The following is a 25,747-nucleotide window of genomic DNA, read 5'->3' on the forward strand; positions in this document are numbered from 1 at the left end:
TTTCTGTCCGCTCATTCAACATTTGTGGTTTCCGCGCGCACGCGCGCAGATCGAAGCGACCCGGATTGTTAAGGAGGCTCTTCTGGCCGACGGGTGGGTCCCTTCATCCTTGCCGCCAGAACTTCAAACCCGACGACAAAGACCCGCGCCGCACGAATCCGGCGCCGGGAGTGGCACCTTATTTTGCGGAAATTTCATAGTCAACCGCTATTTTGATATTTTAATTACAAAATCACTGTAAATGTTTTCGTAATATTGCGCGTTCCAGCGAGGCCAGTCGCCAAACTGGTTCCGGAACCATGTCAGCTGACGCTTGGCGAACCGCCGGGTCTGCATCTGGCTTTCAGCTTTTGCGGCCTCAAGATCGACTTCGCCGTCAAGATAGGCGGCAAGGGTCGGCACCCCCAAAGCCTTCATCACCGGCAAGGTCGGATCCAGATTCCGGGCCATCAGCGCCTCGACTTCGGCGAGGGCGCCCTCCCCCAGCATCAGTTCGAACCGGAGGTCGCAGCGGGCGTAAAGCTCCTCGCGCGGCCAATCGAGGACAATCTTCTCGACAAGTCCTGCAGCATCAAGCGGTGCAAGCGGGCCGGGCTTCGTATCCGCCTGCCAGTCGGTGATCGGGCGGCCGGTCGCCAGCACGACCTCAAGTGCCCTTGAGACCCGCTGGCTGTCACCCGGAGAAAGGCGCGCGGCCGCTACGGGGTCAAGCGGGGCAAGCTCTGCGTGCGCGGCAACACTTCCCTCTGCCGCCACCTTGGCCCGCACGCGGGCGCGGATGTCTTCAGGTATCTCGGGTATCTCGGCGATGCCGCCAAGCAGCACCTTGAAATACATGCCGGTGCCGCCCACAAGGATCGGCACCTTGCCGGCGTCGTGGGCTGCCTCGATCTCCGCCATCGCTGCCGCTGCCCAGTCTGCAGCCGAATAGGCCACGTCATCGGCAACCGTGCCATACAGGCGGTGCGGGGCGCGGGCTTCGTCCGCAGCGCTTGGCCGGGCGGTCAGCACGCGGAGGCCTGCGTAAACCTGCATGCTGTCGGCATTGATCACAACACCACCCAGGTCTTCAGCCAGCCGCAAGGCCAAAGCCGACTTGCCGCTCGCGGTTGGACCTGCAATAAGTATGACGCGCGACATATTTCCCCGGCTTTTCAATCAGAATGGTGTGACATGAAACTGGTGCTGACCCTGATCGTCAACCCCGAGAATGCGGCTTCCGAACGCCGCGAGGCCCTTGATGGTGCCCTCGCCGCGGCGCGCAGCCTGTTTGGCGAGCGGGGCTTGCCCTCGGGCGAGGCGGATTGGCTGTCGGACGGTGAGGCGCTGGACCTGCCCTTCGACGCCGATTTCGGCACGGGCCTGCGCGACGCGGTGACGGAGGCGCTTGCCCCCTTCCCTGTCGACCATGTGGTGCAGGATGCCGCCGGCCGGCGCAAGCAACTTCTGGTGGCCGACATGGACAGCACCATGATCACCATCGAATGCATTGATGAACTCGCCGATTTCGCCGGCATCAAGGACAAGGTCGCCGCCGTGACCGAAGCGGCGATGCGGGGTGAGCTCGATTTCATCGCCGCCCTGCATGAGCGCGTTGCCCTCCTTAAAGGGCTGGACGAAGCCGCGCTGCAGCGCTGCTATGACGAACGGGTCGAATTCACACCCGGCGGCCGCACACTGATCCAGACGATGCGCGGGAACGGCGCGCTCACCGCACTGGTCTCCGGCGGTTTCACCTTCTTCACCGGCCGGGTGGCCACCGAGCTTGGGTTCGAAATCAACCGGGCGAATGTTCTGGGCCTCCGGGCCGGCAAGCTGACGGGCGAGGTTATCCCACCGATTTCGGACGCCCGTACCAAGGTCGATACACTGATCGAACTCAGGACGGCCGCTGGCCTGACTCCGGACGAAACGATGGCGGTGGGGGACGGCGCCAACGATATCCCGATGATCCAGACCGCCGGCATGGGGGTCGCCTTCCGCGCCAAACCGAAGGCAGAGGCCGCCGCACGCGCCGCCATCCGCCACGGCAACCTGACGGCCCTTCTTTACATTCAGGGATACCGGAGGGACGAATTCCGGGCGTGAGACTTCAGTTATCCTCGAACTGGGTTTCGGGGATGACATCCACATGCACGAGAAACTGGACCACCTCGTCGCCGCCTGCATTCAGAAGCGGCACATACATGGCATCGACCACCAGGTTGACGCCCTGATAGCTGTGCCCCCAGGCAAGCGTGCGGCCCGGTTTGCGGCCATGCCAGGACGCCTGTATGGCGGCAAGCTGGCGCTTCCCGACCTCCTGCAGCACAGCTTCTGAAAATTTCCGGCCGGTGCGGCGGCCGTAAAAGCGTTCGACCCATGTGCCCATCAGTCGGATCTGACCATCCACGGGCGGTGCGCCAGCCTCGCCATAGATCGGATCGAAGAGGCAGATCTTCGGCAGATAGGGCGCAAGTGCCGAAGGCCGCACATCGGCCTTCACGTAAAAGCCACGCTCACCTGCCGCCGCGTCAAGCGCTGCGAGAACAGCCTGCTTGTCCTTGCCAAGACGGATGCGGTCTACGACCCAACGCCATTCGGATCGCAGATCGCCTGTCTGCTGCAGGATTTCATCATGTATCATTGGCTGGAACGACGTCGTCACGATGGCACCAACTCCGACCACAAGGCCTAAACACCCTCTGCCGGGCGGCCACGGGTCACATTGATATGGATGAGCAACCCGCGCACCTCCGTGCCCGTTTCATCCATGAACGGGAAATAGCTGGCAGCAACGGTCAGATATTCCTTGCCTTGCGTCAAGCCGTAAGCCGTGGAAACCCCGCATCGGCCATTTTCGATAACCTTGCCGGCCGCCGCCATGACCCGGTCGGATGCTTCGCGCATCGGCACCTTGGAGACAAGCCAGCCGGTGACCTTGCCGTAATAGGCCTCGGCATCGGTACCAATCAGCCGTATCAGCAGGTCGAACGGCTGACGATCGCCGTCCCGCACCACATCCATCAACACGATCATCGGCAATTGTTTCAGGAGATCGGTGGGCACGAGGTCGGACCGACGATAGAACCCCCGCCCCGCAGCGCGCTTGTCGAGCGCTGCCTGCACAACGCGCGCCTCGTCCTCAAGGTCGGTCGGTGACGAGACCCAATGCCAAGCGATCCTCAGGTTACCATCACCCGATTTCACAAGCCCCTGCTCGTAGATATCGAAAGAAGATGACACCCCTGGTCCCCTATTGGCAAAAATTCGAGCCCCTCAAGCAGAATATACAATTCGGCCCAGATCGCCAACAAATGCAAAAAGGGCCGGTGGATACCGGCCCTTTTCTTCATATTTCCTGGCGCTTTGCCTTTATTCCGCTTCAAGCGTCAGCGGAATGTGGACCGTATTGCCACGGAAGTGAACAAGCAGCAGCACGCTTTCACGGCCTTCCGCCTCGGCGGCGTCAATCTTGTCGGCAACATCGGTGATCGAAGTTACCGGCTCCTGATTGACACGCATGATCACCGTGCCGGCGCGGATACCGGCCTGGAAAGCTTCCGAGCGGCGGTCGACGCGCACGATGGCAACGCCTTCCACATCGTCGGCAATCCGGTAGCGACCCCGCAGGTCGCCGTTCAGCGGCGCAAGCTCCATACCTTGCACCAATTCACGGTCCGACATATTGGGGCCACGCGGGCCGTCAGGTCCGTTATTGTCATTCTCGGCAACGTCGTCCTGCAGTTCGCCCGTTTTCACATTGATCGACATGCGCTTGCCCTGGCGGATGATATCCACCTTCACGGGCTTGCCGACCTCGGTGCGAGCCACTTCCTGGCTGAGGCTGCGGGTATCGGAAATCGCCTTACCGTCCCATGCGAGGATGATATCGCCAGCTTCGATGCCTGCGGCCTTGGCCGGGCTGTCATCGAAGGTGCGGTTGACGATGGCGCCTTCCTTGATATCGAGACCAAGGCTCTTGGCGATTTCCTCGGTCACCGGCTCGATGGTCACACCCAGCCAGCCGCGGCGGATCTTGCCATGCTCTTTCAGCTCCTCGATATACCGGCGGGCATCGTTCGACGGAATGGCGAAGCCGATTCCCACGTTGCCGCCCGACGGCGAGAAGATGGCGCTGTTGATACCAACCACTTCACCGGCCATGTTGAAAAGCGGACCGCCCGAGTTGCCCCGGTTGATCGGCGCATCGGTCTGGATGAAATCGATATAAGCGGAGCCGACCGGGCGGTTGCGAGCCGAGATGATCCCGGCCGTTACCGAACCGCCAAGGCCGAACGGGTTGCCGATCGCCATCACCCAGTCGCCGATACGGGCCTTGTCGGAATCGCCCCAGCGGACGAACGGCAGGTCGTTGCCATCCTCGATCTTGAGAAGCGCAAGGTCCGTCTTGCTGTCACGGCCCACCACCTTGGCCGGCAATTCCTCGCCGTCTTTGATGATGACCGTGATTTCGTCGGCATCTTCGATCACATGGTTGTTGGTGACCACATAACCGGCCTTGTCGATGATGAAGCCGGACCCGAGCGACTGGGCGCGTTGCGGCTCGGCTTCCTCTTCATCCATCCGGTCGCGGAATTCTTCCCACAGGTCGCCGAAGGGCATGCCTTCAGGCAACTGCGGCAGCGCACGGCGGCCGGGGCCGCGCAGCGTCTGCACGGTCGAGATATTCACGACGGCGGGTGACAGTTCGTCCACGAGATCGGCAAAGCTCTCCGGCGTACCACGCGCTTCGGCCCGGCTGATCCCGACGGCCAGGGTCGAGACGGCAGCGACTGCCATAAGCGCCGAGCGCAAGGTCATCCGGCGTCCATTCTTCGCTGTCAGGTTTCTGTTTTCGTAGGTGCTCACGCACATCTCTCCTTTGATCAGTCAAAGTCCCGTGTTGGCCCCGGGAGGCTGCGGCGGGGTGAAAGCAAGCTTCAACCCAGCGCCATGAATATAAGAAGTGCACCTAACCCGGCTGCGGTCAAGCCCGCGAACCTAAGCTTTGCGGCGGGCAGTGCCAGAACTGCGACAAGCGCCTTGCGCATTCCTTCCGGAAAAAGCGCATAGGCCGCCCCCTCGATAAAGAGGGCGAGCCCGATTGCTGCGACGAGCGAGGTCCAGAACACAAGGCCCTCGCGTTACTTCCTGCGCTTGCTGTTCCCGTTCGGATCAAGGAACAGATGGAAGAATTCGCTATCCGGCGAAAGCACAAGCCGGGTATCCGCTTTACCGAGCGTGGTCCGATAAGCTGCAAGGGTCCGGTAGAATTCAAAGAATTCCGGATCCTGCCCGTAGGCTTCGGCAAAGATGCGGGTTGCTTCGGCGTCTGCCTCACCGCGGACAATTGCGGCTTCGCGGCGCGCTTCGGCAAGTGTTTCGGCAACCTTCCGGTCGGCGATAGCGCGGATGGCAAGGGCTTGCTCCTGACCTTCTGCACGCTTTTCAGCCGCTTCCTGCTGGCGTTCGGTTTCCATGCGCTGGAAGATCGACTGGCTGTTGGCCGCCGGCAGGTCGACGCGCTTCAGGCGCACTTCCAGCACTTCGAGGCCAAGCGACGCAGCGCGTTCGTTGGTCAGTTCGGAAATCCGCTTCATAAGTTCAGAACGCGAGCCCGAAACAATGGCCGTCATGCGCTCGTTGGCTAGCATCTGGCGGATCGAGGACTGCATGATCTTCTCGAGAAGATCCGACGCATTCGTTTCCGTGCGGGCCGCCTGATAGGTCTTCAGCGGGTCAGCAATGCGGAAGCGGGCAAAGCTGTCCACCACAAGACGGCGCTGGTCAGAGGCCAACACTTCCTGCGGGCGGACATCAAGGCTGAGGATGCGCTTGTCGAGATAGATGACCTGCTCCACGAACGGCGTCTTGAAATGCAGGCCGGGCTCGATAACCGTGCGCTGCGGATCGCCGAACTGCACGACAATCGCCTGCTGCCGTTCATTGACGGTGAAAATCGAGGCACCGATCAGAAGGGCACCGAGGACGAGGACGACAACGCCCGAAATGGCTTTTGCATTCATGGCCTTCACTCCGCCTTCCCGGCATCGGCCGGTTTCGTCTTGCTCAGTTCATTCAGCGGCAGATAGGGCACGACGCCCGAGCCTGCGTTTTCGTCGATCACGATCTTGTCCATACCGGTCAGGATTTCTTCCATGGTTTCAAGATACATGCGCTTGCGCGTCACATCCTTCGCGAGCTTGTATTCGTTGTAGACGCTGGTGAAACGGGAGGCTTCACCCTGCGCATTCGCCACGATACGGGCACGGTACGCTTCAGCTTCCTGCTTCATCTGCTCGGCAGTACCGCGGGCTTCTGGCACGACCTTGTTCGCATAGGCATCCGCCTCGTTCTTCATGCGCTGCTGGTCGGCTTCGGCGCGCTGCACGTCAAGGAAGGCGTCTTTTACCTCGGCTGGCGCTTCGGATTCGATGATCTGAACACGCAGGACCTCGATCCCGGCCTTGTAGCTGTCAACCGTATCCTGGATCAGTTGCAGGGCATCGGCTTCGATCTGGCCACGTGCGGTGGTAATGATCGGGGTGATCTTGTTCTGGCCCACCAGTTCACGCATCGCGCTCTCGGAAACCGCCTTCACGGTGCCGTCGGGATCGCTGATATTGAAAAGATAGTTGCCAAGATCCTTGATGCGCCAGACGACGTTGAACTTGATATCGACGATATTCTCGTCTTGCGTCAGCATCAGGCTTTCGTCGGTGGCACTCGAAGAAACCTGCCGCAGGCCCGGACGGCCCATGGTGCCACGGCTGCCGATCTCGATGGTTTTCTCGTCGGTCACGCCGCGCACTTCCACGGTCTCGATCGGGAATGGCAGGTGCCAATGGAGGCCGGGGCCGGCCGATTCCGTCCATTTCCCGAACTGCAGGACAACTGCCTGCTCGTTGGTGCCAACACGGTAGAGGCCCGACATCAGCCAGATGAGAAGAATGGCCAGGAAAATGATGCCTGCGCCCCCTTTGCCGCCCGGCAATGCGCGGCGAAGCTGGTCCTGGCTCTTGCGGATCAGATCGTCGAGCTGCGGCGGCTCCGAGCCGCCGCCACCCGGTCGGCGCGGTCCGCCGCCGCCCCAGGGGTTCGGCCTTTCGCCGTCACCGTTCGATTGCCAAGGCATAGTTTTCTCCCTCCAGATGGGGGCGACGCGTCGCCCCGACAGATTATATGGCAAGCACTTAATATATGTACTGCCCCCACATATATGTTAGGCACCAGCCTGCTGCAATGTTTGCCGGCCAAGAATCCCATGCAAGGAAAGCCTTTCATGTCCGATCTTTCCGAATCTGCCATCCGTTCTGCCCTTTCCGACGTCATCCGGGGCGAGGCCATCGCCGCCATCGTCATCGACGACGGCAATATCGGCATCGTCCTTGATTTCGGCAGCGACAAGCCCACCGACGCCGCTGCCGTGCGCGCCCGCGCCGAAGCCGCCGTGAAGGCAATGCCCGGTGTGGCATCGGTGAATGTGGTGATGACAGCCGCCAAGACGCCACCCGCCATGCCATCTGGCGGCATGAAGCTCGGCGCCCATGGCACCCCGCCGCCACCGAAGCCGACGACCATTCCCGGTGTGCGGCACGTCGTCGCGGTGGCAAGCGGCAAGGGCGGCGTCGGCAAGTCGACAACCTCGGTGAACCTTGCCCTTGCCCTGCGCGACCTCGGCCTCTCGGTCGGCATTCTGGACGCCGACATTTTCGGGCCGAGCTTGCCGATGCTTCTCGGCATCACCGAAAAACCTTCCCTCAAGGACGGGATGATCCAGCCAATCCTCAGCCACGGCGTGAAGGCCATGTCGATCGGCCTCCTAATCGACAATGACCAGCCGGTGGTATGGCGCGGCCCCCGCGTGATGGGCGCCACCCAGCAGCTTCTGAAGGAAGTGGCGTGGGGACCGCTGGACGTGCTGATTGTCGACATGCCGCCGGGCACCGGTGACGTGCAGCTGACCATGGTGCAGCAGGCGACCCTTTCGGGTGCTGTGATCGTATCGACCCCGCAGGATCTTGCCCTTATCGACGCCCGCAAGGGCCTCGCCATGTTCCGCAAGGTGAATGTGCCGATCCTCGGCATCATCGAGAATATGAGCAGCTATCTCTGCCCGGCTTGCGGGCATGAAGCCCATATCTTCGGCCATGGCGGTGCGGCCGAAGCGGCAGCCGAACTGGACGCGCCTTTCCTGGGCGGTATTCCGCTCGATATGAAAATCCGCCTGAGTGCGGATGAAGGCAAACCGATTGTGGAAAGCGCGCCCGAAAGCCCGGAAGCCGCCGCCTACAAACGCATCGCCAAGGCCGTGGCCGCGAGCCTCAGCGTCGTTCCAGCGTGACAAAGGCGTAAGCCGGGCGCCCATCTTCTGCCGGAAAACTTTCCCGAGCCACTTCGTGCCATTCCGTGGGGTCAAGCTCGGGGAAACTGGCGTCGCCGTCAACCGTGACTTCCACTTCGGTCAGATGGATGCGGTCGACCTTCGGCAGGGCCTGCCGGTAGATGTCGGCGCCGCCGATCACCATCACCGTCTCGCTGGCCTCATGCGCCAGCGCGATTGCCGCGTCCAAGCTGGTTGTCACATCCACGCCTTCGCCCTGCCAGCCGGCATTCCGCGTCACCACGATGTTGCGCCGACCGGGCAAGGGGCGGCCGATGGACTCGAAGGTCTTGCGGCCCATCACCACCGGCTTGCCCATCGTGACCGCCTTGAAATGCTTCAGGTCTGCCGGCAGGTGCCACGGCAGGCCGTTGTCGCGTCCGATGATGCGGTTGGCCGCCATGGCGACGACGATTTCAAGGGTCATGGAACTCACTTTCCGGATCAGGTCGATGCGTCAGATCATCGACATATCGCTGTCTTCGGGGTCGTTTTCCACCGCGATCAGCGGGAAATCGCACCAGAAGGTGGTGCCTTCGCCGACTTTGCTTTCAACCGAGATCGCACCGCCCATGCGGGTTGAAAGCTCGCGGCAGATGGCGAGGCCCAAGCCCACGCCGCCGAACGCGCGAGTGCGGGCACCGTCCACTTGAGAAAACCGTTCAAAAAGTGTCGGCAGCTTTTCAGCCGGAATACCGATCCCGGTATCCTGGACCGACATGCGCCAGCCGGGGCCGTCCGCACGCTCAATGGCAGTGAAGGCGATACGGATGCTGCCATGATTGGTGAATTTCACGGCGTTCGTCACCAGATTGATCAGGATCTGCCTGATCCGTAACGAGTCGCCCATGATTCGGGGGGGTAGGTTCGGATCAACCTGAAGGCTGAGTTCAAGCCCTTTTTCCTCGGCACTCTGGCCCAGCAGCGAGATGATGCGGTTGCCGACTTCATGAAGCGACAGGGGCGAGCGCTCGATCACCGTCTTGCCGGCCTCAAGCTTGGCGAGATCGAGGATATCGTTGATAAGCTGCAGGAGATGCGCCCCGCTTACGTGGATATCGTTCGCATATTCGACATACCGGGGATCGCCGATGGCACCGAGCGACTGGTTCTTCAGCAGTTCCGAAAAGCCGAGAATGGCGTTGAGCGGCGTGCGCAGTTCATGGCTCATTGTGGCCAGAAACTCGGACTTGGCCGTGTTCGCCGTTTCGGCATTGCGGCGCGCGTCATCCAGATCCTGGTTCAGGTGCTGCAGAAGCTTGTAATGCTCTTCCAGCTCCAGGTGCGCGTCCTTCAGCGCCTGCGTGCGGCGATTGACGATTTCCACGATCCGCTCGGCGCGGCGGGACTGCGAACCGATGATCACCAGAAGCAGGCAGCCGATGATGATCCAGGTGATGACCACAGCAACAGGCCGGCTGTAATCGAGCGGGAAGAATTGCGCAGGTGCCCACAGGGTCATGCGCCATTCGCCGCTGCCGATCATGCGGGTTGTCTGGAACATATAGTCGCCGGGCTTCCAGGCATTCCTGTCAACAGGTTCCAGCTTGTCGCCGCGCACCACGAGCGACAGCCCATAGCTTTCCGGCATGCCGACGCCATCGATTTGCAGGCCGTAACCTTCGAAACGCGAATCCGTCAGGAGTTCGGTTGAAACGTTCGCCATGTCGATGATCTGCAGGATGGCGCCTGCAAGGCGGGACTTTTCGGAACTGAAGGGCGTGATCAGGAGTACGCCGTATTCAACCCCGAAATAGTCGGCAGCCTGCCGGTCAAGCGGGGCCGCCAGGATACGCCGGCCTGCGCTAGCCTCCACGATCATGTGGCGGACCTGCGGCAAGCCAGCGAGGTCCATCCCGACCATATCTTTGGCTTTTTCGGCGTCGCGCCCCCATACGAAGAAGGCGGGGAAGCGGAAACTGCTTTCTGTTGCTGCCGGCATGTCGCGGATCGCAAAATTCTCGACCTTCAACTCCCGCGCCAGCGCGTTCACCCTTTCGTCGGAATCGGAGGTGGCACGCAGGGCCGCGATCACGAAGGCCCGGCCATTCGAAAGCGCCGCCTCGCTACCGACAAAACGTCGGAACTGGTCGGCGTCCAGCCGGTCGACAATGTTATAGATGGCAAAAATGTTGCCGGCTGCCCGCAGATTTGAAGCGAACTGGCCGTTCAGGCGTTCGGCAAGGACGCCCGAGACAGCCTGAAAGCGTGCCTCGGCCACCTCCCGCGACACATTCAGCGCCTCGCGTGCCGTGATGGCCGCCATTGCCGCTGTCACCAGAACAACGGCCGCGTGAACCAGCAGACTGCGCACGTTTCTATTCTGGCGCTCCGCCAAGGACAATTACCCCAACAAACCGCCCCGCATCTGCATGGAGCCCTTTCAAGGCATCCTGCCGCCGCGTGGGGCGAATAATATTCAAACGAAACATCTTAGTAACAAAAGTTGAGCCGGGCTGTCACCTCGGGATTGTGTTTCATACGGCACAGCCGAAACGAAAAGACGGCGGCACCATTCCCGGCTATTCCGGTATGGCATAACCGATGACTGGAGCGCCAGCAACTTTGAGCATCGTCTACCGGGCGGCAAGCTGTTGCCGCAGGTCCTTCAGCGTGCCTTCGATATGCGCCGTCAGGAGGCTTTCTGTCAGTTTTCCGTCGCGCGAGAGCCAGGCATCCAGAAGCGCCTTGTGTTCCAGATGGGCGCGGTCTTCGCGGCCGGCGGGTTGCAGGTGGGCAATCACATAGCGTTCAGACAGGATTTCGAGCCGTTCCACCAGATTGGTCGTCAGCATCCGGCCAGCCGGGCGTACAAGCGACGTGTGGAAGGCCCGGTTGCGGGCGGCAACCTCGCCCAGATTATCGGCGGCTGCCCTGTCCAGCGCCTCGAACGCTTCACGCGCTGCGGCCTGATGCGGTTCGGTCGCGGCAAGGCAACCGGCAGCGGCGGCGGCGGGTTCGATCACCAGCCGCAGGGCGAAAATCTCATCGGCTTCGTCGGCGCTCATGGCGCGAACAAAATAGCCGCGGTTGGGCATGCTGACGATCAGCCCCTCCTGCTCCAGCCGGGCCAGTGCTTCGCGCAGCGGGATCTTGCTGATGCCAAGCTCGGCGGCCAGTACATCCTGCCGGATCGGGGCGCTTGTCGGGATACGGCCGGTGACGATCCGCTCCCGCATGATCTCGAACACACGCTCGGCCAATGTGCGGACCACAAGGCCTGTCTGGCCGGGCTCGGCTTCCACCTGCGGCAGGGTGCTCATGTCACATGGAACCCCTGCCAGAAGGTATCGGCGCGGTCGATCCAGATGGTGTTAAAGCCGGTGGCAATCGCTGATCCTTCGATGGAGGGCACGATGGCCGCCTGACCGCCGACCGTAGTTTTATCCTCGACCCGCCCGATGAAACGGCTGCAGATATAGCTCTCGTGAACGAAGGCATCCCCCTTGGCGAGTCTGCCGGTGGCCGCCAGATGCGCCAGCCGGGCCGAGGTGCCGGTGCCGCAGGGGCTGCGATCAATGGCCTTTTCGCCGTAGAAAACAGCATTACGACCGTCTGCCCCCTCACCTTTCGGCACATCCGCCCAAAGGATATGGCTGACACCCCGGATCGTGTCGTTTTCCGGGTGAACGGGTTCATAGGTCGCCCGAACGAGGCGCCGGATTTCCCGGCTGAGGTTCACAATGCGCGATGCGCCAAGGTCATCGAGGCTCGTGTAAGCCCCCTGCGGTTCGATGATGGCGTAGAAATTACCGCCATAGGCGACATCGATGGAAAGCGGTCCGAAATCAGGCACATCAATCCTGATGCCTTGGGCCGCAAGGAACGACGGCACGTTGCGGATCTTGACCGACGTGACCTTGTCGCCTTCCGCCTTGTAATCGATCTCGATCACACCTGCCGGCACCTCGACCCTGAGCTTGCCGGGGGTCGAGGGCTGGATCAGGCCGTGTTCAAGCCCGAAGGTCACCATGCCGATGGTGCCGTGGCCGCACATCGGCAGGCAGCCCGAGGTTTCGATAAAGAGGATGCCAACATCGCAGTCCTCGCGGGTCGGCGGATACAGGAAACCACCCGACATCATGTCATGACCGCGCGGCTCGAAGCAGAGCCCGGTACGGATCCAGTCGAAACGCGCCATGAAATCCTGGCGGCGTTCCGACATGGTAGAACCCTTGAGGAGCGGTGCACCACCTGCCACCAGCCGGACTGGATTACCAGCGGTGTGTCCATCGATGCAGAAGAAGGTATGGCGCATGGCGGCCCCTTATGCTGCCCGGTTGCTGTTCAGCGTCGGGCGGGTAGCGGCGGCCTTCTCGACCATGGCAATCACCTCGGCACGACGTGCGCCGGTCAGCGGCTGGCGCGGCGGACGAACACGCTCCGACCCGCGACCCATCACCTGCTCGGCAAGCTTGATCGACTGCACAAGGTCATGCTCGGCATCCAGATGCAGCAGCGGCATGAACCAGCGATAGATGGCAAGGGCGGTGTCCATGTCGCCGCGATCGATAGCGGCCACAAGCTCCACCGATTCCCTCGGGAAGGCATTCGTCAGCCCCGAGACCCAGCCGCGCGCGCCAAGAACGAGCCCTTCGAAGGCCACGTCATCAAGCCCTGCAAACACCACGAACCGGTCACCGACCGCATTGATCGTGTCGGTGAAGCGACGGGTATCGGGCGCCGATTCCTTGATCGCCACGATGTTTTTTACATCCACAAGCTCGGCCAGCACGGCGGTATCGATCACCGTGCGGTAAGCGGGCGGGTTGTTATAGAGCATGATCGGCAGGCCCATCGAGGCAGCAACAGTTTTGAAATGCGCCACAAGCTCGGCCGGTTTCGGTACATAGACCATCGGCGGCAGCAGCATCAGGCCGTCAGCCCCGGCCTTCTCGGCCGCCACAGCATAGGCGGAAGCGCGCTTCGCGTCATATTCCGACACACCGGTGATCACCGGCACCCGGCCCTTCACCACCTCGACAATGGCTTTCAGCACCTCGACCTTTTCAGGAATTTCGAGCGAATTGTTTTCGCCAACGGTCCCGAGCGCAATCACGCCATTGACGCCGTCCCGGATCAGATCATCCACCACCCGCTGCGTATCGGCGAGATCGATGGACATATCTTCTTTGAACTGGGTTGTGACTGCGGGGAAGACACCCTTCCATGTGATTGACATCTGGTTAGACCTTGCGTTCGTTGTTCAAGATATATATCGTATACGATATTCGATTTACGAAAACAATAGGCTGGGGACCTTGGGCGAAATATTCATTGTCGGCGGTGGCGTTGTGGGCCTGTGTGCGGGCGTGCGGCTTGCGGAAGCGGGCGCCAGTGTCACGCTTGTCGACAAAGCCCCGGGCGCGCCTTTGGGAAGCGGGCCCCACACCTTCAACACGCCTCAGCCCCCCTCGTGGGGAAATGCCGGCCATATTGCCGTGGAGCAAACTGCTCCACTCGCTTCCGGCGCGATGATCCGCTCGGCCCCCAAACGACTTTTCTCCCTTGGCGGCGCGCTTGGCTTACCCCTCAATGCCATTTCCGCCTGGGCACCCTTCGCTGCCCGGCTGGTGCGCGCCGCCACCCCAGCCCGCTTCGCCGCTGGCCACCGCGCACTGAAAGGCCTGCTCGCGGATGCCTTGCCCGCGTGGAAAGATATGGCAGCCACCATCGAAGCACCGGACGTGGTACGGGATGAAGGCCATATCGTTGTATGGGAAAGCCCAGAGAGCGCAGCGCGCGGCTATGCGGCATGGCAGGGCGAAGACATCGGCACCGCGACACTCGACCATCTGGACGCCAGAACACTGATGGACGCGCAGGCACTGGTACGCGGTGGCGTGACGCTCGCGGACGGTATAAGGTTCAGCCACACCGGCCAGATTAGCGATCTTACGCGCCTGCAGGCTTCGCTACGCGCTCATTTCGAGCGCCTCGGCGGCACGACCATTACCGGCACTGCGACCCTCGCACGGAACGGCAACCGCGCGAGGGTAAGGCTTGAGGGCGGCGAAACCCTGGCGCCCGAGACAGTCCTAGTCACAGCCGGCGTCGGCGCGGGGCAGATCATGGAAGCCCTTGGCCACCGGGTGCCCATCATCGCCGAGCGCGGCTATCATATCAGGGCTTCCGCCCAAGATTGGCCAGCCGACATGCCCCCGCTCGTTTTCGAGGACCGCTCGATGATCGTCACCCGCTATGCCGACTGCGTGCAGGCGGCGAGCTTCGTGGAATTCGGCCGCCCGGATGCGCCCGCCGACCCCGCCAAATGGGATAGGCTTGAACGTCATATCGCGGATCTCGGCTTGCCCTTCGGCACGCGGCTGCAACGATGGATCGGCGCGCGGCCCACACTGCCGGATTATCTGCCCGCCATCGGGCGCAGCAACCTTGCCGACAATCTGGTGTACGCCTTCGGCCACCAGCATCTGGGCCTGACGCTCGCCCCTGTCACTGCAGGGCTCGTCACGGATATCATTTCGGGCACCAGCCCACGGCTTGACCTTGCGCCGCTGGCGGTGGAGCGTTTCGGGTTTCGAAAGGAAACAGCATGACTATCGGCGGATCGGACTTTCAGACAGAACTCGCAGCCATCAAGCCGTGGGCGGATCGCGCCGCACCGATTGCGCAGACTGAACGGCTGGCGCGGCTCGACAAGGCGCGCGCCCTGACCCAAGGCCTTGGCGCCGATGCCCTGCTTGTTCATGTCGGCACCGCGATGCGCTATTTCACCGGCCTGACGTGGGAGCCAAGCGAACGGCTGATCGCGCTCCTGCTGCCGGTTTCCGGTGACCCCATGATCATCTGCCCCGCGTTCGAGGAAGGCTCGCTTTCCGCCGAACTCGAAGTGAAGACGAAACTTCTGTTGTGGGAAGAGCATGAAGCGCCAGTCGCCCTGCTTGCCGGTGCGCTTGGCAAGCTTGGTATACGCCGGCTGGCGATCGACCCGCTCCTTTCCTTCGCGAACGGCGAAAAGCTGAGGGCAGCCCTGCCGGACCTTCACCTTCTGGACGGTGCCCCCGCCATTGATGGCTGCCGCATGATCAAATCGCCAGCCGAGCTTGCACTGATGCAACAGGCAAAATCGATGACGCTCGAAGTCCATCGCCGCGCCGCTCGCATGCTGCAGCCGGGCATCACAACGAACGAAGTGAAGCGTTTCATCAATGAAGCGCACCGCGCCATCGGGTCGGCGGGATCAACCTTCTGCATCGCCCAGTTCGGCCATGCCACTGCCTATCCACACGGCCTGCCGGGCGAACAGGCGCTTGAAGAAGGCCAACTCGTACTGATCGATACCGGCTGCCGGGTCGAGGGCTATCATTCCGACATCACCCGCACCTACGCCTTTGGCCAAGTCAGCGCGGAAGAAGAAGCGATCTGGCAGCTGGAGAAAGAAGCCCAGCAGGCCGCTTTCGAGGCCGTGAAGCCCGGTGTGGCGTGCGAGGAGGTGGATGCCGCCGCCCGCCGTGTGCTTGAAAAAGCCGGCCTAGGCCCCGATTACCGGTTGCCCGGCCTGCCGCACCGCACCGGCCACGGGATCGGCCTTGCGATCCACGAACCCGCCTATCTGGTGCGCGGTGACAAGACCCCACTCTCACCCGGCATGTGCTTCTCGAACGAGCCGATGATCGTGGTGCCGGCGCGTTTCGGCGTCCGGCTGGAGGATCATTTCCATGTCACCGAAGCCGGTGCCAAATGGTTCACCGGGCCGCAACCGGCCATCGACATACCTGTTTAAGCGAAAGAGACGAAGGGGGGACGAAACAATGATATCAAAACCGGCACTTCTGCTGCTGCTCGCCAGCGTGGCAATGGCCCCGCATACTGCCAGCGCCGCCTTTTCGGGTGACTGCCAATGTGCTTCGAGCAACGCCACCGAAGCACCGAGCGAGGCCGACAATGCCTTCGAAAAGCTCTCATCGGACGAATATGAGTGGCGCAAGAGCCAGTTGCCGATGGGCGAGGATAACCCCGGCGGCAATCTGTTCCGGATGCCGGATGTGGGCCCTACCGCGCAGGCCACCCGCCTGAAGCGCTGGGAAGAAACGCAGGCCGCGCTCGCTACCATCAACCAGAACAGCCTGTCGCCTGCCAATCAGGTCAACTTCATGGTCTATAAGGCACAGGTCGATACGCTGGCTGAAGCCCAACGCTACCGCGACTATGAAAAACCCCTGAATTCCGACAGCAGCTTCTGGGGCGACCTCGTGGGCTATGCCCGCGAAAGCCTCCGCACGGAAGAGGAAGCCGAGCGCTATATCGCCATGCTGGATGGCATCCCGGCCCATTTCGCAGACCAGATCACCAACATGCGCGCGGGTCTCAAGCGCGGCTTCACCCCGCCCAAGATCACCCTCACTGGCCGGGATTCGGCGGTGCGGAGCGTGGTGGAAGCACAATCCCCCGAGGATGTTGCCTATTATGCCCCGTTCCGGGAACTGCCCACCTCGATCCCGGCAGAAAAGGCCACGGCTTTACAGGCAAAGGCCAGGGCAGCGATCCGCGACAAGGTGCTGCCGGCTTACCGGACGCTCCTGACCTTCCTGAATGACGAATATTTCCCGGGCGCACGGACGAGCCTTGCGGCCTATGACCTGCCGGACGGCAAGGCCTATTACCGGTCCAAAATCCGCGAATTTGTGACACTGGACCTGACACCCGAGGCAATCCACCAGACGGGCCTCGATGAAATCGCCCGCCTGCGCCAGCGCATGGATGCGGTGATGAAGGAAGTGAAGTTCGAAGGCGATCTTCCCGCCTTCCTCACGTTCCTGCGCACCGATCCGCAGTTTTACGCCAAAACCCCGCAGGAACTGCTGAACCGGGCGGCCTGGCTCGCCAAGACCTTCGATGCCAAGGCCGATGATTATTTCGGCCGCATGCCCCGCCGCCGGTTTGCCATCAAGCCGGTGCCCGATGATATCGCCCCCTTCTACACGGGCGGACGCGGCGGGCCCGGCATCTATCTCGTCAACACCTACAATCTGCCCGCGCGGCCGCTCTATTCGCTTGTCGCGCTCACCCTTCATGAAAGCGCTCCGGGGCATGCCATGCAGATGCCGCTCGCTGCCGAAAACACCAGCCTGCCCGCCTATCGGCGCGATACCTATATCTCGGCTTACGGCGAGGGATGGGCGCTTTATAGCGAGGCGCTGGGTGAAGAGATGGGCATGTATGAAACGCCGTGGGACATATTCGGCATGCTGAGCTATCAGGCTTGGCGCGCGTCACGCCTTGTGGTGGATACAGGCATCCACGCCTTCGGCTGGAGCCGCGAGCAGGCCCAACGCTACCTGCACGACAACACGGCGCTTGCCGAGCATGAGATTGAAACCGAGGTCGACCGCTATATCGCGTGGCCGGGCCAGGCGCTCAGCTATTATCTGGGTGAACTGCACATCATCAACGCCCGCAAGCGCGCAGAGAAGGCGCTGGGGCCGAAGTTCGACCTGCGCGCTTTCCATGATGCTGTGCTGGAACTCGGCTCGGTGCCGCTGCCAGTGATCGACAGGCGGATCGGCCGCCTGATCGAGGAAGGCGGCAAAGGGCCCTATAGCGAGGCCACTGCCCCCTGATCAGACCGCCATGGGGGCTGTCAGCGGCGCGTGATGCTGGTAGCCCTCAAGCTGGAAATCGCCGGGTTCCACCTTCTCGAGCCACTCGGGCTCATATTTGCCGGTGACGGCATAATCGGGAATACGGTCCGACAGGACAAGCTTCGGCGCGGGGAAGGGCTCACGCCGAAGCTGTTCCTGCAGCATGTCCACATGGTTTTCGTAGATATGCGCGTCACCGATGAAATAGGTGAACCAGCGTGGCTTGTAGCCCGTCAGCCGCCCGACAAGATGCAGAAGTGCCGCCCCTTCCGTAAGGTTGAAAGGTGTGCCAAGCCCCACGTCGTTCGACCGGATATAGAGGCAAAGTGAAATCTCGCCCTTCGCCTGATTGACCAGAAACTGATACAACAGATGGCACGGCGGCAGGGCCATTTCCTCAAGCTGCGCCCAGTTCCAGCCATGGAACAGGATACGGCGGCTGCCGGGATCTTCCATGATCGTATCAAGGCATTGCCGCAACTGGTCTATCGCCTTGTACAGCAGCACACGCGGACCGCCTTCGGGCGCTGAAGGGTCCTCAACCACACCGATCTGCGTGTAACCACGCTTCAAGGCGTCTGCGATCTGTGCTTCGCCCTTGGGGTCGGCGGGGTCGATCAGCTTGTAAGCTGGCCAGTCGCGCCACTGGACACCATAAACGGGGCCAAGATCATCTTCCTGAAGCCTGTAAGGGTTCGCCAGCCACTGGGCATTCTCGTTCGCATTCTGGTCCCAGACCTTGCAGCCAAGTGCGCGGAAATCGGCAGCACTCCGGTGTGCGCGCATGAAACCGACCATTTCGCCAATCGCCGACTTGAAGGCGAGCCGCTTGGTCGTCACCGCCGGGAAGCCTTCCTGCAGGTCGAACTTCATCATGGCGCCGGGGATGCTGAGCGTGCGGATACCGGTGCGGTTGGCCTGCCAGGAGCCGTTATCGAAGATTTCGCGAACGAGGTTCAGATACTGGTGCATACAAATCCTTCAGGCCGGAGGGTCTGATATTCGAATAGGCACCTTGGCACGACAATTCAAGCAAGACCATCGCCGGCGAACCCACCGGAGTGTTCTTTCGAATTGTTCCGGGAGCAACACAAAGAAAACCTGCGACCGCCCGGGATCAGGCCGGGCGGTTTGTTCGGTATCGTCTCGGCCTGTTCAGGCCGAGAAGGCCGGTCCGTGCAGATGCAGGTCGCGCGCGCGGTGGCGAGCGAGAATCTGCATCGCCTTGGCTTCCTGCTCGCGGCTACCGATCCGCACCCACAACAGGAGGCCGCCGATGGCCCGTTCAAGCGCCATGCGGCCTTGCATACGGCGGAACAGTTTCAACGAGAAATAGCCGCCGCCCACAGCGCCGATGGCACCCATGAAGACAACAAGCCCGACCGTTTCCCAAGTTCCGATGCCTTGAGAGACGGCAAGGCCGACGCCCACAAGCACCAGCACATAGAAGGGGATCAGGACAAGCACGAGAAGCGCGCTCGAGCGGCTGTCCTTGTCGATATAGGCTTCGCGTGGCACCGCGGAATCGTCCTCCAGCTCCTTCACGCTTTTCACTTCGTGGCGAAGGGCTGCGGTTATCTCCTCGGGGCTCGCCGGGCGCGACATGGCGGCGTTTGAAAAGCCGTGGCTTTCCAGTTCGTCCACCGCTTCCTGCATATCGGCTTCGCTATCGAAAACGGCAACCGCCTCGCGTAGGTTGCCACGTGGCCCGCGACGTGCAGACCAGTCCCAGTGTTCGAGTTCGGCCATGATAGTCCTCCTTTCCGCCCTCGTTCCACCGGCACATTATGCCACAACGAGCGCGGAAAGCCGATCACATCCGGCGGAGGGTCAGGACTTGGAGGCGGCTTCAGCCTTCACGAAACGATCGAGGAAATCGAGAACAGCCGGCTCCGGCAGCGGGCGCGAGAAATAGAAGCCCTGCAACTCGTCACACTCCAGCCGGTCAAGAAGCGCGGCTTGTGCGTCGGTTTCCACCCCTTCGGCAACCACGCGCATGTTCAGGCTGTGCCCCATGGCGACAACGGCCCGAACGATGGAGGCTTTCTGGTCGGAGGTTTCAACATCCGTCACAAACACGCGGTCGATCTTCAGCTTGTCGAACGGGAAGCTCTGCAGATAGCCGAGCGAGCTATAGCCCGTGCCGAAATCATCCATCGCGATCTTGACGCCCAGATCACGAAGCTGGTTAAGGGTCGAAAGCACCTCGTCCCGGTTTTCGATAAGGGTCGATTCGGTGATTTCAAGCTCGAGTCGCGATCCCGGCAGGCCGGTGTTCTTGAGGATTCGCTGCACGAGCCCCACAAGCCCCGGCCGCTTGAACTGCACGGGTGACAGGTTGATCGAAACGTTGACCGGCAGCGGCCACGATGCTGCCGTGCGACACGCAGCTTCCATGACAAACTCGCCAATCTGGATAATGAGGCCAGCAGATTCAGCCACGGGAATGAATTCTGCGGGCGAGACGGGGCCAAGCTCTTCGTCCGTCCAGCGGACAAGGGCCTCGAAGCTTTTCGGATAGTGGGTCTTGCTGTCGACGAGCGGCTGGAAATGCACCGACATTTCCTTGTTCTTCACAGCGTGGCGCAGGCGTCCTTCAAGGCGGCGGCGATGCTCCAGTTCCTGGTCCATCGCGGCTTCGAAGAAACGCAGGGTGCCCCGCCCGTCAGCCTTGGCGCGGTACATGGCGGTTTCGGCGTTGCGCAGCAGCACTTCAGGGTCATCGCCATCGTTCGGGAAGATGGCGATACCGACCGAGGCGCCGGTATAGACGAACGTGCCTTCCATCTCGACCGGCTGCTGAACCTGCTGGACAATACGCGTGCCAAGCACGGCCGCGTCCACCGGCTGGTAGTTGGACGACTGCAGGATGGCGAACTGGTCGCCGCCAAGCCGCGCCACCACGTCCGAATCCCGCACACCGTCGCTCAGGCGTCCGGCAATATGCTGCAGGAGCGTGTTGCCGGCATCGTGGCCGTAAAGGTCGTTCACGCCCTTGAAGCCATCAAGGTTGATCACGAACACGGCGAATTTCTCTTCACCGCGGCGCGCCTTGCCGACGAATTTCTCGGCCAGCTCCACGAACAGGCGGCGGTTCGGCAAATCGGTCAGCATGTCATGCAGCGCAAGGTGGGAAATCTGCTGCTCGGCCTCGATCCGGGCCGAGATATCGCGGATGGCAACGAGGCCGGAGCCTGCCTCACCCGCGTCCTCAAGCTTGCGCAGGCGAATCTCGACCGGCAGCGACGGGCCATCATCCCGGCGCAGGGTGGCAAGATCGATCGCCTTCGCCGTGCTGCCATCAGGGCCAAACAGGCGGACGCCGCCCGGCACGAGGATCAGGTCGTCAAGGATGCGCCCCTTGAGCATGGTGCGGTCCGAAGCACCGACCATTGAAACGGCCGCTTGGTTCGCGTCAACGATCCGACCGCTGCGATGCACGAACAGGGCCTCGAAGGCACTGTCGGCGAGCGTGCGGAACCGGCTGGCTTCCACCGCAAGCTTGCGGCTGACCTGACGGCTGACGAGAAGCGACACCATCACGGCAATGAGAAGAATGGCGGCGAAGGAGGCAATGACGCCAGCGAGCCAGGCGCGCGAAACCCCGTTGTGGTTAAACTCAGCCACATCCCCGAGCGACAGCTCGATGCTGCCCATGCCGGTAAAGTGCAACGCGACGACCATGGCGACAAGCCCTGCCGCACCGAGGCGCAGACGCATGATCGCCTCCGACTTGAAGGCCATGTCAAAGGCAAGGGCACCAAGGAGAATGCTGAGCAGGATCGACGCCAGCACCAGGTCGGAAGCAAGACGGAAATCGCCCGGCAGCTCCATTGCAGCGATCCCGACATAATGAAGCGCGCTGACACCGCTGCCGACAAGCGCACCAGCGGCCAATATCATGGCGCGGTGCTTGCGGTAGCGGAAAGCCGCGTGGAACCCCGCCGTGATGACGGCGATACCGACGACAAGCGACAGGATCGTGGGGGCGAGGTCGAAATAGATCGGCAGCCCGGTCTGATAGGCGAGCATCGCGACAAAATGGGTACACCAGACGCTGACACCAGCGGTGACACCGGTCAGCCACGGCCAGCGATTGTGGCGCTTTTCTCGCAATGAGGCTGCGGCAAGGTTCATCGTCACCGCAAGACCGAAGACACAGATCACCGCAGCCAGCACCACCAGCCATGGGTCGTGCTCGTATACCAGACAGCTATAGACTCGCCACATCCGGAACCAGTCCCCCAATCGTTTCGCGGCCGCCACCCCTTTTCCGGGAGGGCAGTCATTTCCATATTCCCGCGAATATACTCGAGCCACACTCTTAACAATTGCGGCCCCGGACGCAATTGTTTCTTGCCCCCGGGCCATGATTTGATGGGCATGATAGCGTTTTAAAAAAGCCGCTTGCCCACAGGGGGCTTTCAATTCGCATACACCTCACCTATATGTAACGTGCTGGCTTGCCAGCTATGGCGATAAACGGCGCACTTAGTAGGTTTTGCGGACCCGGGGGCGGTACCCGGCGCCTCCACCAGGAGGAGTTCTCACGGCGATATCCCTTGAATATAGGGAACTTCTGCTGATGGGGGCGAAATAGGATCGACGTGGATTGAAGGGTGTTTTGCTTTTCGCTCGGGATGGTACCGCCGTGATGGGCCAAACTTGATAAATGCCAACGACAACGACGTCGAGTTCGCTCTGGCTGCGTAAGCAGCTCGCGTGAACTGCATTTAAATTCCGGGGGGTTGACGCCTCGCGGTGGGGTCTGGTCCACCTAGCAACAGAACGGACCACTTTCCTCTTTTTCCGAAGGTGTGACTTTATCCTTCACCCCTTCCCGCGCATTGACTATAAAGGCGCCAGATGCGCCCCATTGGGCCGACGCCTGATATCTATTCTGCCTGTGAAGGACCGCTTCCCCATGAGCGAAAACCATATCGACTATGATGCCAAAGTCCAGGAAGCCCTGCGCGGGGTTGTGCGCTCGGTGCTGGAGGACACGGCTGTGGAAGGCCTGCAGGGCGACCATCACTTCTACATCGCGTTCAAGAGCCAGGCGCCGGGCGTGGATATCCCCGCGCACCTGAAAAGCCGCTTCCCCGACGAGATGACCATCGTGCTGCAGCACAAATTCTGGGGCCTCAAGGTTTATGACGACCGGTTCGAGGTCGGCCTCTCCTTCAACCAGCGCCCCGAACATCTGGTCATCCCCTTCTCGGCCATCGTCGGCTTTGTGGATCCGAGCGTGCAGTTCGCCTTGCAATTCCATGACCATGGCGATGAAGGTGCCGACCTCGATATTCTCGAAGAATATGACGAGGACGAACTCGAAGCGGATTCCGATGACGATATCAAGGACGCCGAAGCCGAGGCCTACGCGCCCACGGCGCCTGCGGGCGAGCCCGGTGACAATGTCGTCACGCTGGATGCCTTCCGCAAGAAATAAGCCCTGCCCCGGAGCGCACCCAGAAGAGTGCGCTCTTTTCCTATGTGAGACGTTCCCATGACCGAATTCACCTATTCGAAGCTCTTCCAGCTTGGCGAAGACACCACGAAATATCGCAAGATCACCGGCGACCATGTCTCGACGAGCGAAGTGAACGGCAAGACCGTGCTGCATGTGGCGAATGAGGGCCTCGAAATTCTGGCCCGCGAAGCGATGGCCGATATCGCACACCTCCTGCGCCCCGGCCATCTGGAGCAGCTTTCGAATATCCTCAAGGACCCGGAAGCCAGCGACAACGACCGCTTCGTAGCCCGCGAACTCCTGAAAAACGCCAATATCGCCGCCGGCCGCGTCTTGCCGTCCTGCCAGGACACCGGCACCGCTATCATCGTTGGCAAGAAGGGCCAGTATGTGTGGACGGAAGGCGACGATGCAGCGCCGCTGTCCAAGGGCGTGATGCGCACCTACACCGAAACCAACCTGCGCTACAGCCAGATGGCCCCCTTGAGCATGTACAAGGAGGTCAACACCAAGAACAACACACCGGCGCAGATCGATATCTATGCCGACAAGGGCAATGAATATCATTTCCTGTTCATGGCGAAGGGCGGCGGCAGCGCCAACAAGACCTTCCTGTTCCAGCAGACGCCCGCCACGCTCCGCGAAGACCGGATGCTTGCCTTCCTTGACGAGAAGATCAAAACGCTCGGCACCTCGGCCTGCCCGCCCTATCACCTTGCCATCGTCATCGGCGGCCTGTCGGCTGAGCAGAATCTGGCAACCGCCAAAAAGGCCTCGGCCCGCGATCTCGATACCCTGCCGACCGAGGGCGATGCCACCGGCCGCGCCTTCCGCGATATCGAGATGGAAGAAAAAGTGCTCGAAATGACCCGCAACATGGGCATCGGTGCCCAGTTCGGTGGCAAGTATTTCTGCCATGATGTCCGCGTCATACGCCTGCCCCGCCACGGCGCCAGCCTGCCCGTGGGCATCGCCGTTTCCTGCTCGGCCGACCGTCAGGCCAAGGGCAAGATCACGGCCGAAGGCATCTTCCTTGAAGCGCTCGAAACCGACCCCGCGCATTATCTGCCGGCGGTCGAGGACGATCACCTGTCGGACCATGTGGTAAAGATCGACCTGAACCGCCCGATGGCGGAAATTCTGGCGGAACTGACCCAGCACCCGATCAAGACGCGCCTCAGCCTCACCGGCACCATCGTGGTGGCGCGCGATCTGGCGCATGCCCGTATCCAGGCGAACCTTGAGGCCGGGCAGCCAATGCCGTCATACTTCAAGGATCACATCATCTATTATGCCGGCCCCGCCAAGACGCCCGAAGGCTACGCCTCCGGCTCCTTCGGCCCGACGACCGCCGGCCGCATGGACAGCTATGTCGGCCCCTTCCAGAAGCTCGGCGGCTCGATGGTCATGCTCGCCAAGGGCAACCGCTCCAAGGCCGTGACCGACGCCTGCAAGGAATATGGCGGCTTCTATCTCGGCTCCATCGGCGGCCCGGCCGCGATCCTTGCCAAGAACAATATCCGCAAGGTCGAGGTTCTGGATTTCGACGATCTCGGCATGGAAGCCGTGTGGAAGATCGATGTTGAGGATTTCCCCGCCTTCATCGTCGTCGATGACAAGGGCAACGACTTCTTCAAGGATATCTGAGGCTATTTCCTGTAGACAGCGTCGCTGACGTCATAGGACGGGATGTCCATCACGAGGGGCATCCCCCCTTCATCGATCCAGAAGCGCAACGGATAGACGAAATAGCCGCTCACCTTGCGGTCGATCCGCAGAAACTCCTGCTCGCTTTCCATCCAGTAGATCCCGAGGGCGAAGCGATGTTTTCCTTCATCATCCGCCAGCGGCATGTACAGCAGGTCTTCCGCGAATACGCCGCCGTCTTCGGTGTGGATGTCCATGCGGTGGCAGGCGGGTTGGCCCTTTTCAAGCATCAGGGCGAAGGCCCGCTCGAAAAACTCTTTCGCCGGATCCGGGAAGGCCATCATTACGGAAACACCGGTGAGGTCAAACCCCACGCGGGCGCGCAGGCCGGAACCGAACAGCCGGTAGATCAGGTCGCCGTCGTCGGTTTTCTCGATGATCGAAAGATAGGGCAGAAGTTCGGGCACATTGGTCGGACGGAAACTGCTTTTCTTCGGCACGCCGCCACCCGAAAGGGACTGCCAATAACCGTGCAGCCGATCGAGCGGCTTTCGGTTCAATGGTTCATAGCCGATGAAATCCCAGTCCAGCGCCATATTGCCCCCTTATTGCTTTGTATACAGCCTACCGGCAAAGACTGACAGACACCAACGACAATTCATG

23 protein-coding genes and 1 other RNA gene are annotated in these 25,747 nt (G+C 61.4%); 8 read left to right on the forward strand and 16 right to left on the reverse strand.

The window, feature by feature from the left end; genetic code table 11:
- Positions 1 to 207 precede the first annotated feature (207 nt).
- Positions 208 to 1,140, reverse strand: a complete 933-nt coding sequence (miaA, locus tag OU694_RS15005; protein ID WP_308911828.1) for a tRNA (adenosine(37)-N6)-dimethylallyltransferase MiaA — start codon at positions 1,138 to 1,140, stop codon at positions 208 to 210.
- A gap of 33 nt (positions 1,141 to 1,173) precedes the next feature.
- On the opposite strand from miaA, the gene serB reads away from it, so the two are divergent.
- Entirely contained in the window at positions 1,174 to 2,088 is a 915-nt protein-coding gene (serB, locus tag OU694_RS15010) for a phosphoserine phosphatase SerB (RefSeq protein WP_308911829.1), read from the forward strand.
- Positions 2,089 to 2,092: 4 nt separating this feature from the next.
- On the opposite strand, the gene OU694_RS15015 is transcribed toward serB, so the two are convergent.
- From OU694_RS15015 to hflK, 6 genes are all read right to left on the reverse strand, one after another.
- Positions 2,093 to 2,647: a PAS domain-containing protein gene (locus OU694_RS15015; protein ID WP_308911830.1), complete on the reverse strand. Its 555-nt coding sequence runs from the start codon at positions 2,645 to 2,647 to the stop codon at positions 2,093 to 2,095.
- Positions 2,648 to 2,673: 26 nt separating this feature from the next.
- On the reverse strand, positions 2,674 to 3,225 hold the full coding sequence (locus tag OU694_RS15020) for a hypothetical protein (protein ID WP_308911831.1): 552 nt from the start codon (positions 3,223 to 3,225) through the stop codon (positions 2,674 to 2,676).
- Between the two features lie 129 nt (positions 3,226 to 3,354).
- Positions 3,355 to 4,851 carry a DegQ family serine endoprotease gene (locus OU694_RS15025; RefSeq protein ID WP_308911832.1) on the reverse strand — a complete coding sequence of 499 codons (1,497 nt, stop codon included), beginning with the start codon at positions 4,849 to 4,851 and terminating at the stop codon, positions 3,355 to 3,357.
- 71 nt (positions 4,852 to 4,922) lie between these two features.
- Positions 4,923 to 5,114, reverse strand: a complete 192-nt coding sequence (locus OU694_RS16405; protein ID WP_373460423.1) for a DUF2065 domain-containing protein — start codon at positions 5,112 to 5,114, stop codon at positions 4,923 to 4,925.
- A 12-nt stretch (positions 5,115 to 5,126) separates the two neighbouring features.
- Positions 5,127 to 6,008, reverse strand: coding sequence for a protease modulator HflC (gene hflC / locus OU694_RS15030; RefSeq protein ID WP_308911833.1), 882 nt, complete (start codon positions 6,006 to 6,008; stop codon positions 5,127 to 5,129).
- Between the two features lie 5 nt (positions 6,009 to 6,013).
- Positions 6,014 to 7,117, reverse strand: a complete 1,104-nt coding sequence (gene hflK, locus OU694_RS15035) for an FtsH protease activity modulator HflK (RefSeq protein ID WP_308911834.1) — start codon at positions 7,115 to 7,117, stop codon at positions 6,014 to 6,016.
- A gap of 147 nt (positions 7,118 to 7,264) precedes the next feature.
- On the opposite strand from hflK, the gene OU694_RS15040 reads away from it, so the two are divergent.
- Positions 7,265 to 8,326, forward strand: a complete 1,062-nt coding sequence (locus tag OU694_RS15040; protein WP_308911835.1) for an Mrp/NBP35 family ATP-binding protein — start codon at positions 7,265 to 7,267, stop codon at positions 8,324 to 8,326.
- Here OU694_RS15040 and OU694_RS15045 read toward each other — a convergent pair.
- The 5 genes from OU694_RS15045 to OU694_RS15065 form a co-directional block, all read right to left on the reverse strand.
- Entirely contained in the window at positions 8,307 to 8,792 is a 486-nt protein-coding gene (locus OU694_RS15045) for a dihydrofolate reductase (RefSeq protein WP_308911836.1), read from the reverse strand. The two genes, OU694_RS15040 and OU694_RS15045, sit on opposite strands and share 20 nt — an antisense overlap.
- Positions 8,793 to 8,822: 30 nt before the next feature.
- A complete protein-coding gene (locus OU694_RS15050) occupies positions 8,823 to 10,679 on the reverse strand; it encodes an ATP-binding protein (RefSeq protein WP_308911837.1) in 1,857 nt (618 codons plus the stop codon).
- A 262-nt stretch (positions 10,680 to 10,941) separates the two neighbouring features.
- On the reverse strand, positions 10,942 to 11,628 hold the full coding sequence (locus tag OU694_RS15055; RefSeq protein ID WP_308911838.1) for a GntR family transcriptional regulator: 687 nt from the start codon (positions 11,626 to 11,628) through the stop codon (positions 10,942 to 10,944).
- Positions 11,625 to 12,623 (reverse strand): 4-hydroxyproline epimerase, encoded by a 999-nt coding sequence (locus OU694_RS15060; protein WP_308911839.1) that lies wholly within the window; start codon positions 12,621 to 12,623, stop codon positions 11,625 to 11,627. The genes OU694_RS15055 and OU694_RS15060 overlap by 4 nt, the downstream gene beginning before the upstream one ends.
- 9 nt (positions 12,624 to 12,632) lie before the next feature.
- Complete coding sequence (locus tag OU694_RS15065; protein WP_308911840.1) at positions 12,633 to 13,547, reverse strand: dihydrodipicolinate synthase family protein; 915 nt, start codon at positions 13,545 to 13,547, stop codon at positions 12,633 to 12,635.
- A 79-nt stretch (positions 13,548 to 13,626) separates the two neighbouring features.
- On the opposite strand from OU694_RS15065, the gene OU694_RS15070 reads away from it, so the two are divergent.
- Genes OU694_RS15070 through OU694_RS15080 form a run of 3 tightly spaced genes read left to right on the forward strand, consistent with a single transcriptional unit; the run spans position 13,627 to position 17,946 of the window.
- Positions 13,627 to 14,922: an NAD(P)/FAD-dependent oxidoreductase gene (locus OU694_RS15070; RefSeq protein ID WP_308911841.1), complete on the forward strand. Its 1,296-nt coding sequence runs from the start codon at positions 13,627 to 13,629 to the stop codon at positions 14,920 to 14,922.
- Positions 14,919 to 16,109 carry a M24 family metallopeptidase gene (locus OU694_RS15075; protein ID WP_308911842.1) on the forward strand — a complete coding sequence of 397 codons (1,191 nt, stop codon included), beginning with the start codon at positions 14,919 to 14,921 and terminating at the stop codon, positions 16,107 to 16,109. The genes OU694_RS15070 and OU694_RS15075 overlap by 4 nt, the downstream gene beginning before the upstream one ends.
- A 28-nt stretch (positions 16,110 to 16,137) precedes the next feature.
- Positions 16,138 to 17,946, forward strand: a complete 1,809-nt coding sequence (locus OU694_RS15080) for a DUF885 domain-containing protein (protein WP_308911843.1) — start codon at positions 16,138 to 16,140, stop codon at positions 17,944 to 17,946.
- Here the strand turns inward: OU694_RS15080 and OU694_RS15085 are convergent, their stop codons facing one another.
- From OU694_RS15085 to OU694_RS15095, 3 genes are all read right to left on the reverse strand, one after another.
- A complete protein-coding gene (locus OU694_RS15085) occupies positions 17,947 to 18,939 on the reverse strand; it encodes a thymidylate synthase (RefSeq protein WP_308911844.1) in 993 nt (330 codons plus the stop codon). It abuts the gene before it with no gap.
- A gap of 183 nt (positions 18,940 to 19,122) precedes the next feature.
- Positions 19,123 to 19,716 carry a fatty acid desaturase family protein gene (locus tag OU694_RS15090; RefSeq protein ID WP_308911845.1) on the reverse strand — a complete coding sequence of 198 codons (594 nt, stop codon included), beginning with the start codon at positions 19,714 to 19,716 and terminating at the stop codon, positions 19,123 to 19,125.
- A gap of 81 nt (positions 19,717 to 19,797) precedes the next feature.
- Positions 19,798 to 22,233: a bifunctional diguanylate cyclase/phosphodiesterase gene (locus OU694_RS15095; RefSeq protein ID WP_308911846.1), complete on the reverse strand. Its 2,436-nt coding sequence runs from the start codon at positions 22,231 to 22,233 to the stop codon at positions 19,798 to 19,800.
- A 152-nt stretch (positions 22,234 to 22,385) separates the two neighbouring features.
- Between OU694_RS15095 and ssrA the strand changes: the two genes are divergently transcribed.
- From ssrA to OU694_RS15110, 3 genes are all read left to right on the forward strand, one after another.
- Positions 22,386 to 22,765, forward strand: a transfer-messenger RNA (tmRNA) gene (gene ssrA / locus OU694_RS15100).
- Positions 22,766 to 22,891: 126 nt separating this feature from the next.
- A complete protein-coding gene (locus OU694_RS15105) occupies positions 22,892 to 23,416 on the forward strand; it encodes an SspB family protein (RefSeq protein ID WP_308911847.1) in 525 nt (174 codons plus the stop codon).
- A gap of 57 nt (positions 23,417 to 23,473) precedes the next feature.
- On the forward strand, positions 23,474 to 25,084 hold the full coding sequence (locus OU694_RS15110) for a fumarate hydratase (protein ID WP_308911848.1): 1,611 nt from the start codon (positions 23,474 to 23,476) through the stop codon (positions 25,082 to 25,084).
- Between the two features lie 2 nt (positions 25,085 to 25,086).
- Here the strand turns inward: OU694_RS15110 and OU694_RS15115 are convergent, their stop codons facing one another.
- Positions 25,087 to 25,680, reverse strand: a complete 594-nt coding sequence (locus OU694_RS15115; protein WP_308911849.1) for a PAS domain-containing protein — start codon at positions 25,678 to 25,680, stop codon at positions 25,087 to 25,089.
- Positions 25,681 to 25,747: the final 67 nt, after the last annotated feature.

The sequence above is a fragment of the Pseudokordiimonas caeni genome (assembly GCF_026719705.1).
GTDB classification, from domain to species: Bacteria; Pseudomonadota; Alphaproteobacteria; order Sphingomonadales; family Kordiimonadaceae; genus Gimibacter; species Gimibacter caeni.

Coding starts and splice junctions, on each gene's coding strand:
- hflK (WP_308911834.1), bottom strand. CDS start 7,117: ATGCCTTGGCAATCGAACGGTGACGGCGAAAGGCCGAACCCCTGGGGC.
- hflC (WP_308911833.1), bottom strand. CDS start 6,008: ATGAATGCAAAAGCCATTTCGGGCGTTGTCGTCCTCGTCCTCGGTGCC.
- OU694_RS15080 (WP_308911843.1), top strand. CDS start 16,138: ATGATATCAAAACCGGCACTTCTGCTGCTGCTCGCCAGCGTGGCAATG.
- serB (WP_308911829.1), top strand. CDS start 1,174: ATGAAACTGGTGCTGACCCTGATCGTCAACCCCGAGAATGCGGCTTCC.
- OU694_RS15110 (WP_308911848.1), top strand. CDS start 23,474: ATGACCGAATTCACCTATTCGAAGCTCTTCCAGCTTGGCGAAGACACC.
- OU694_RS15045 (WP_308911836.1), bottom strand. CDS start 8,792: ATGACCCTTGAAATCGTCGTCGCCATGGCGGCCAACCGCATCATCGGA.
- OU694_RS15090 (WP_308911845.1), bottom strand. CDS start 19,716: ATGGCCGAACTCGAACACTGGGACTGGTCTGCACGTCGCGGGCCACGT.
- OU694_RS15105 (WP_308911847.1), top strand. CDS start 22,892: ATGAGCGAAAACCATATCGACTATGATGCCAAAGTCCAGGAAGCCCTG.
- OU694_RS15065 (WP_308911840.1), bottom strand. CDS start 13,547: ATGTCAATCACATGGAAGGGTGTCTTCCCCGCAGTCACAACCCAGTTC.
- miaA (WP_308911828.1), bottom strand. CDS start 1,140: ATGTCGCGCGTCATACTTATTGCAGGTCCAACCGCGAGCGGCAAGTCG.
- OU694_RS15060 (WP_308911839.1), bottom strand. CDS start 12,623: ATGCGCCATACCTTCTTCTGCATCGATGGACACACCGCTGGTAATCCA.
- OU694_RS15040 (WP_308911835.1), top strand. CDS start 7,265: ATGTCCGATCTTTCCGAATCTGCCATCCGTTCTGCCCTTTCCGACGTC.
- OU694_RS15115 (WP_308911849.1), bottom strand. CDS start 25,680: ATGGCGCTGGACTGGGATTTCATCGGCTATGAACCATTGAACCGAAAG.
- OU694_RS15085 (WP_308911844.1), bottom strand. CDS start 18,939: ATGCACCAGTATCTGAACCTCGTTCGCGAAATCTTCGATAACGGCTCC.
- OU694_RS15075 (WP_308911842.1), top strand. CDS start 14,919: ATGACTATCGGCGGATCGGACTTTCAGACAGAACTCGCAGCCATCAAG.
- OU694_RS15055 (WP_308911838.1), bottom strand. CDS start 11,628: ATGAGCACCCTGCCGCAGGTGGAAGCCGAGCCCGGCCAGACAGGCCTT.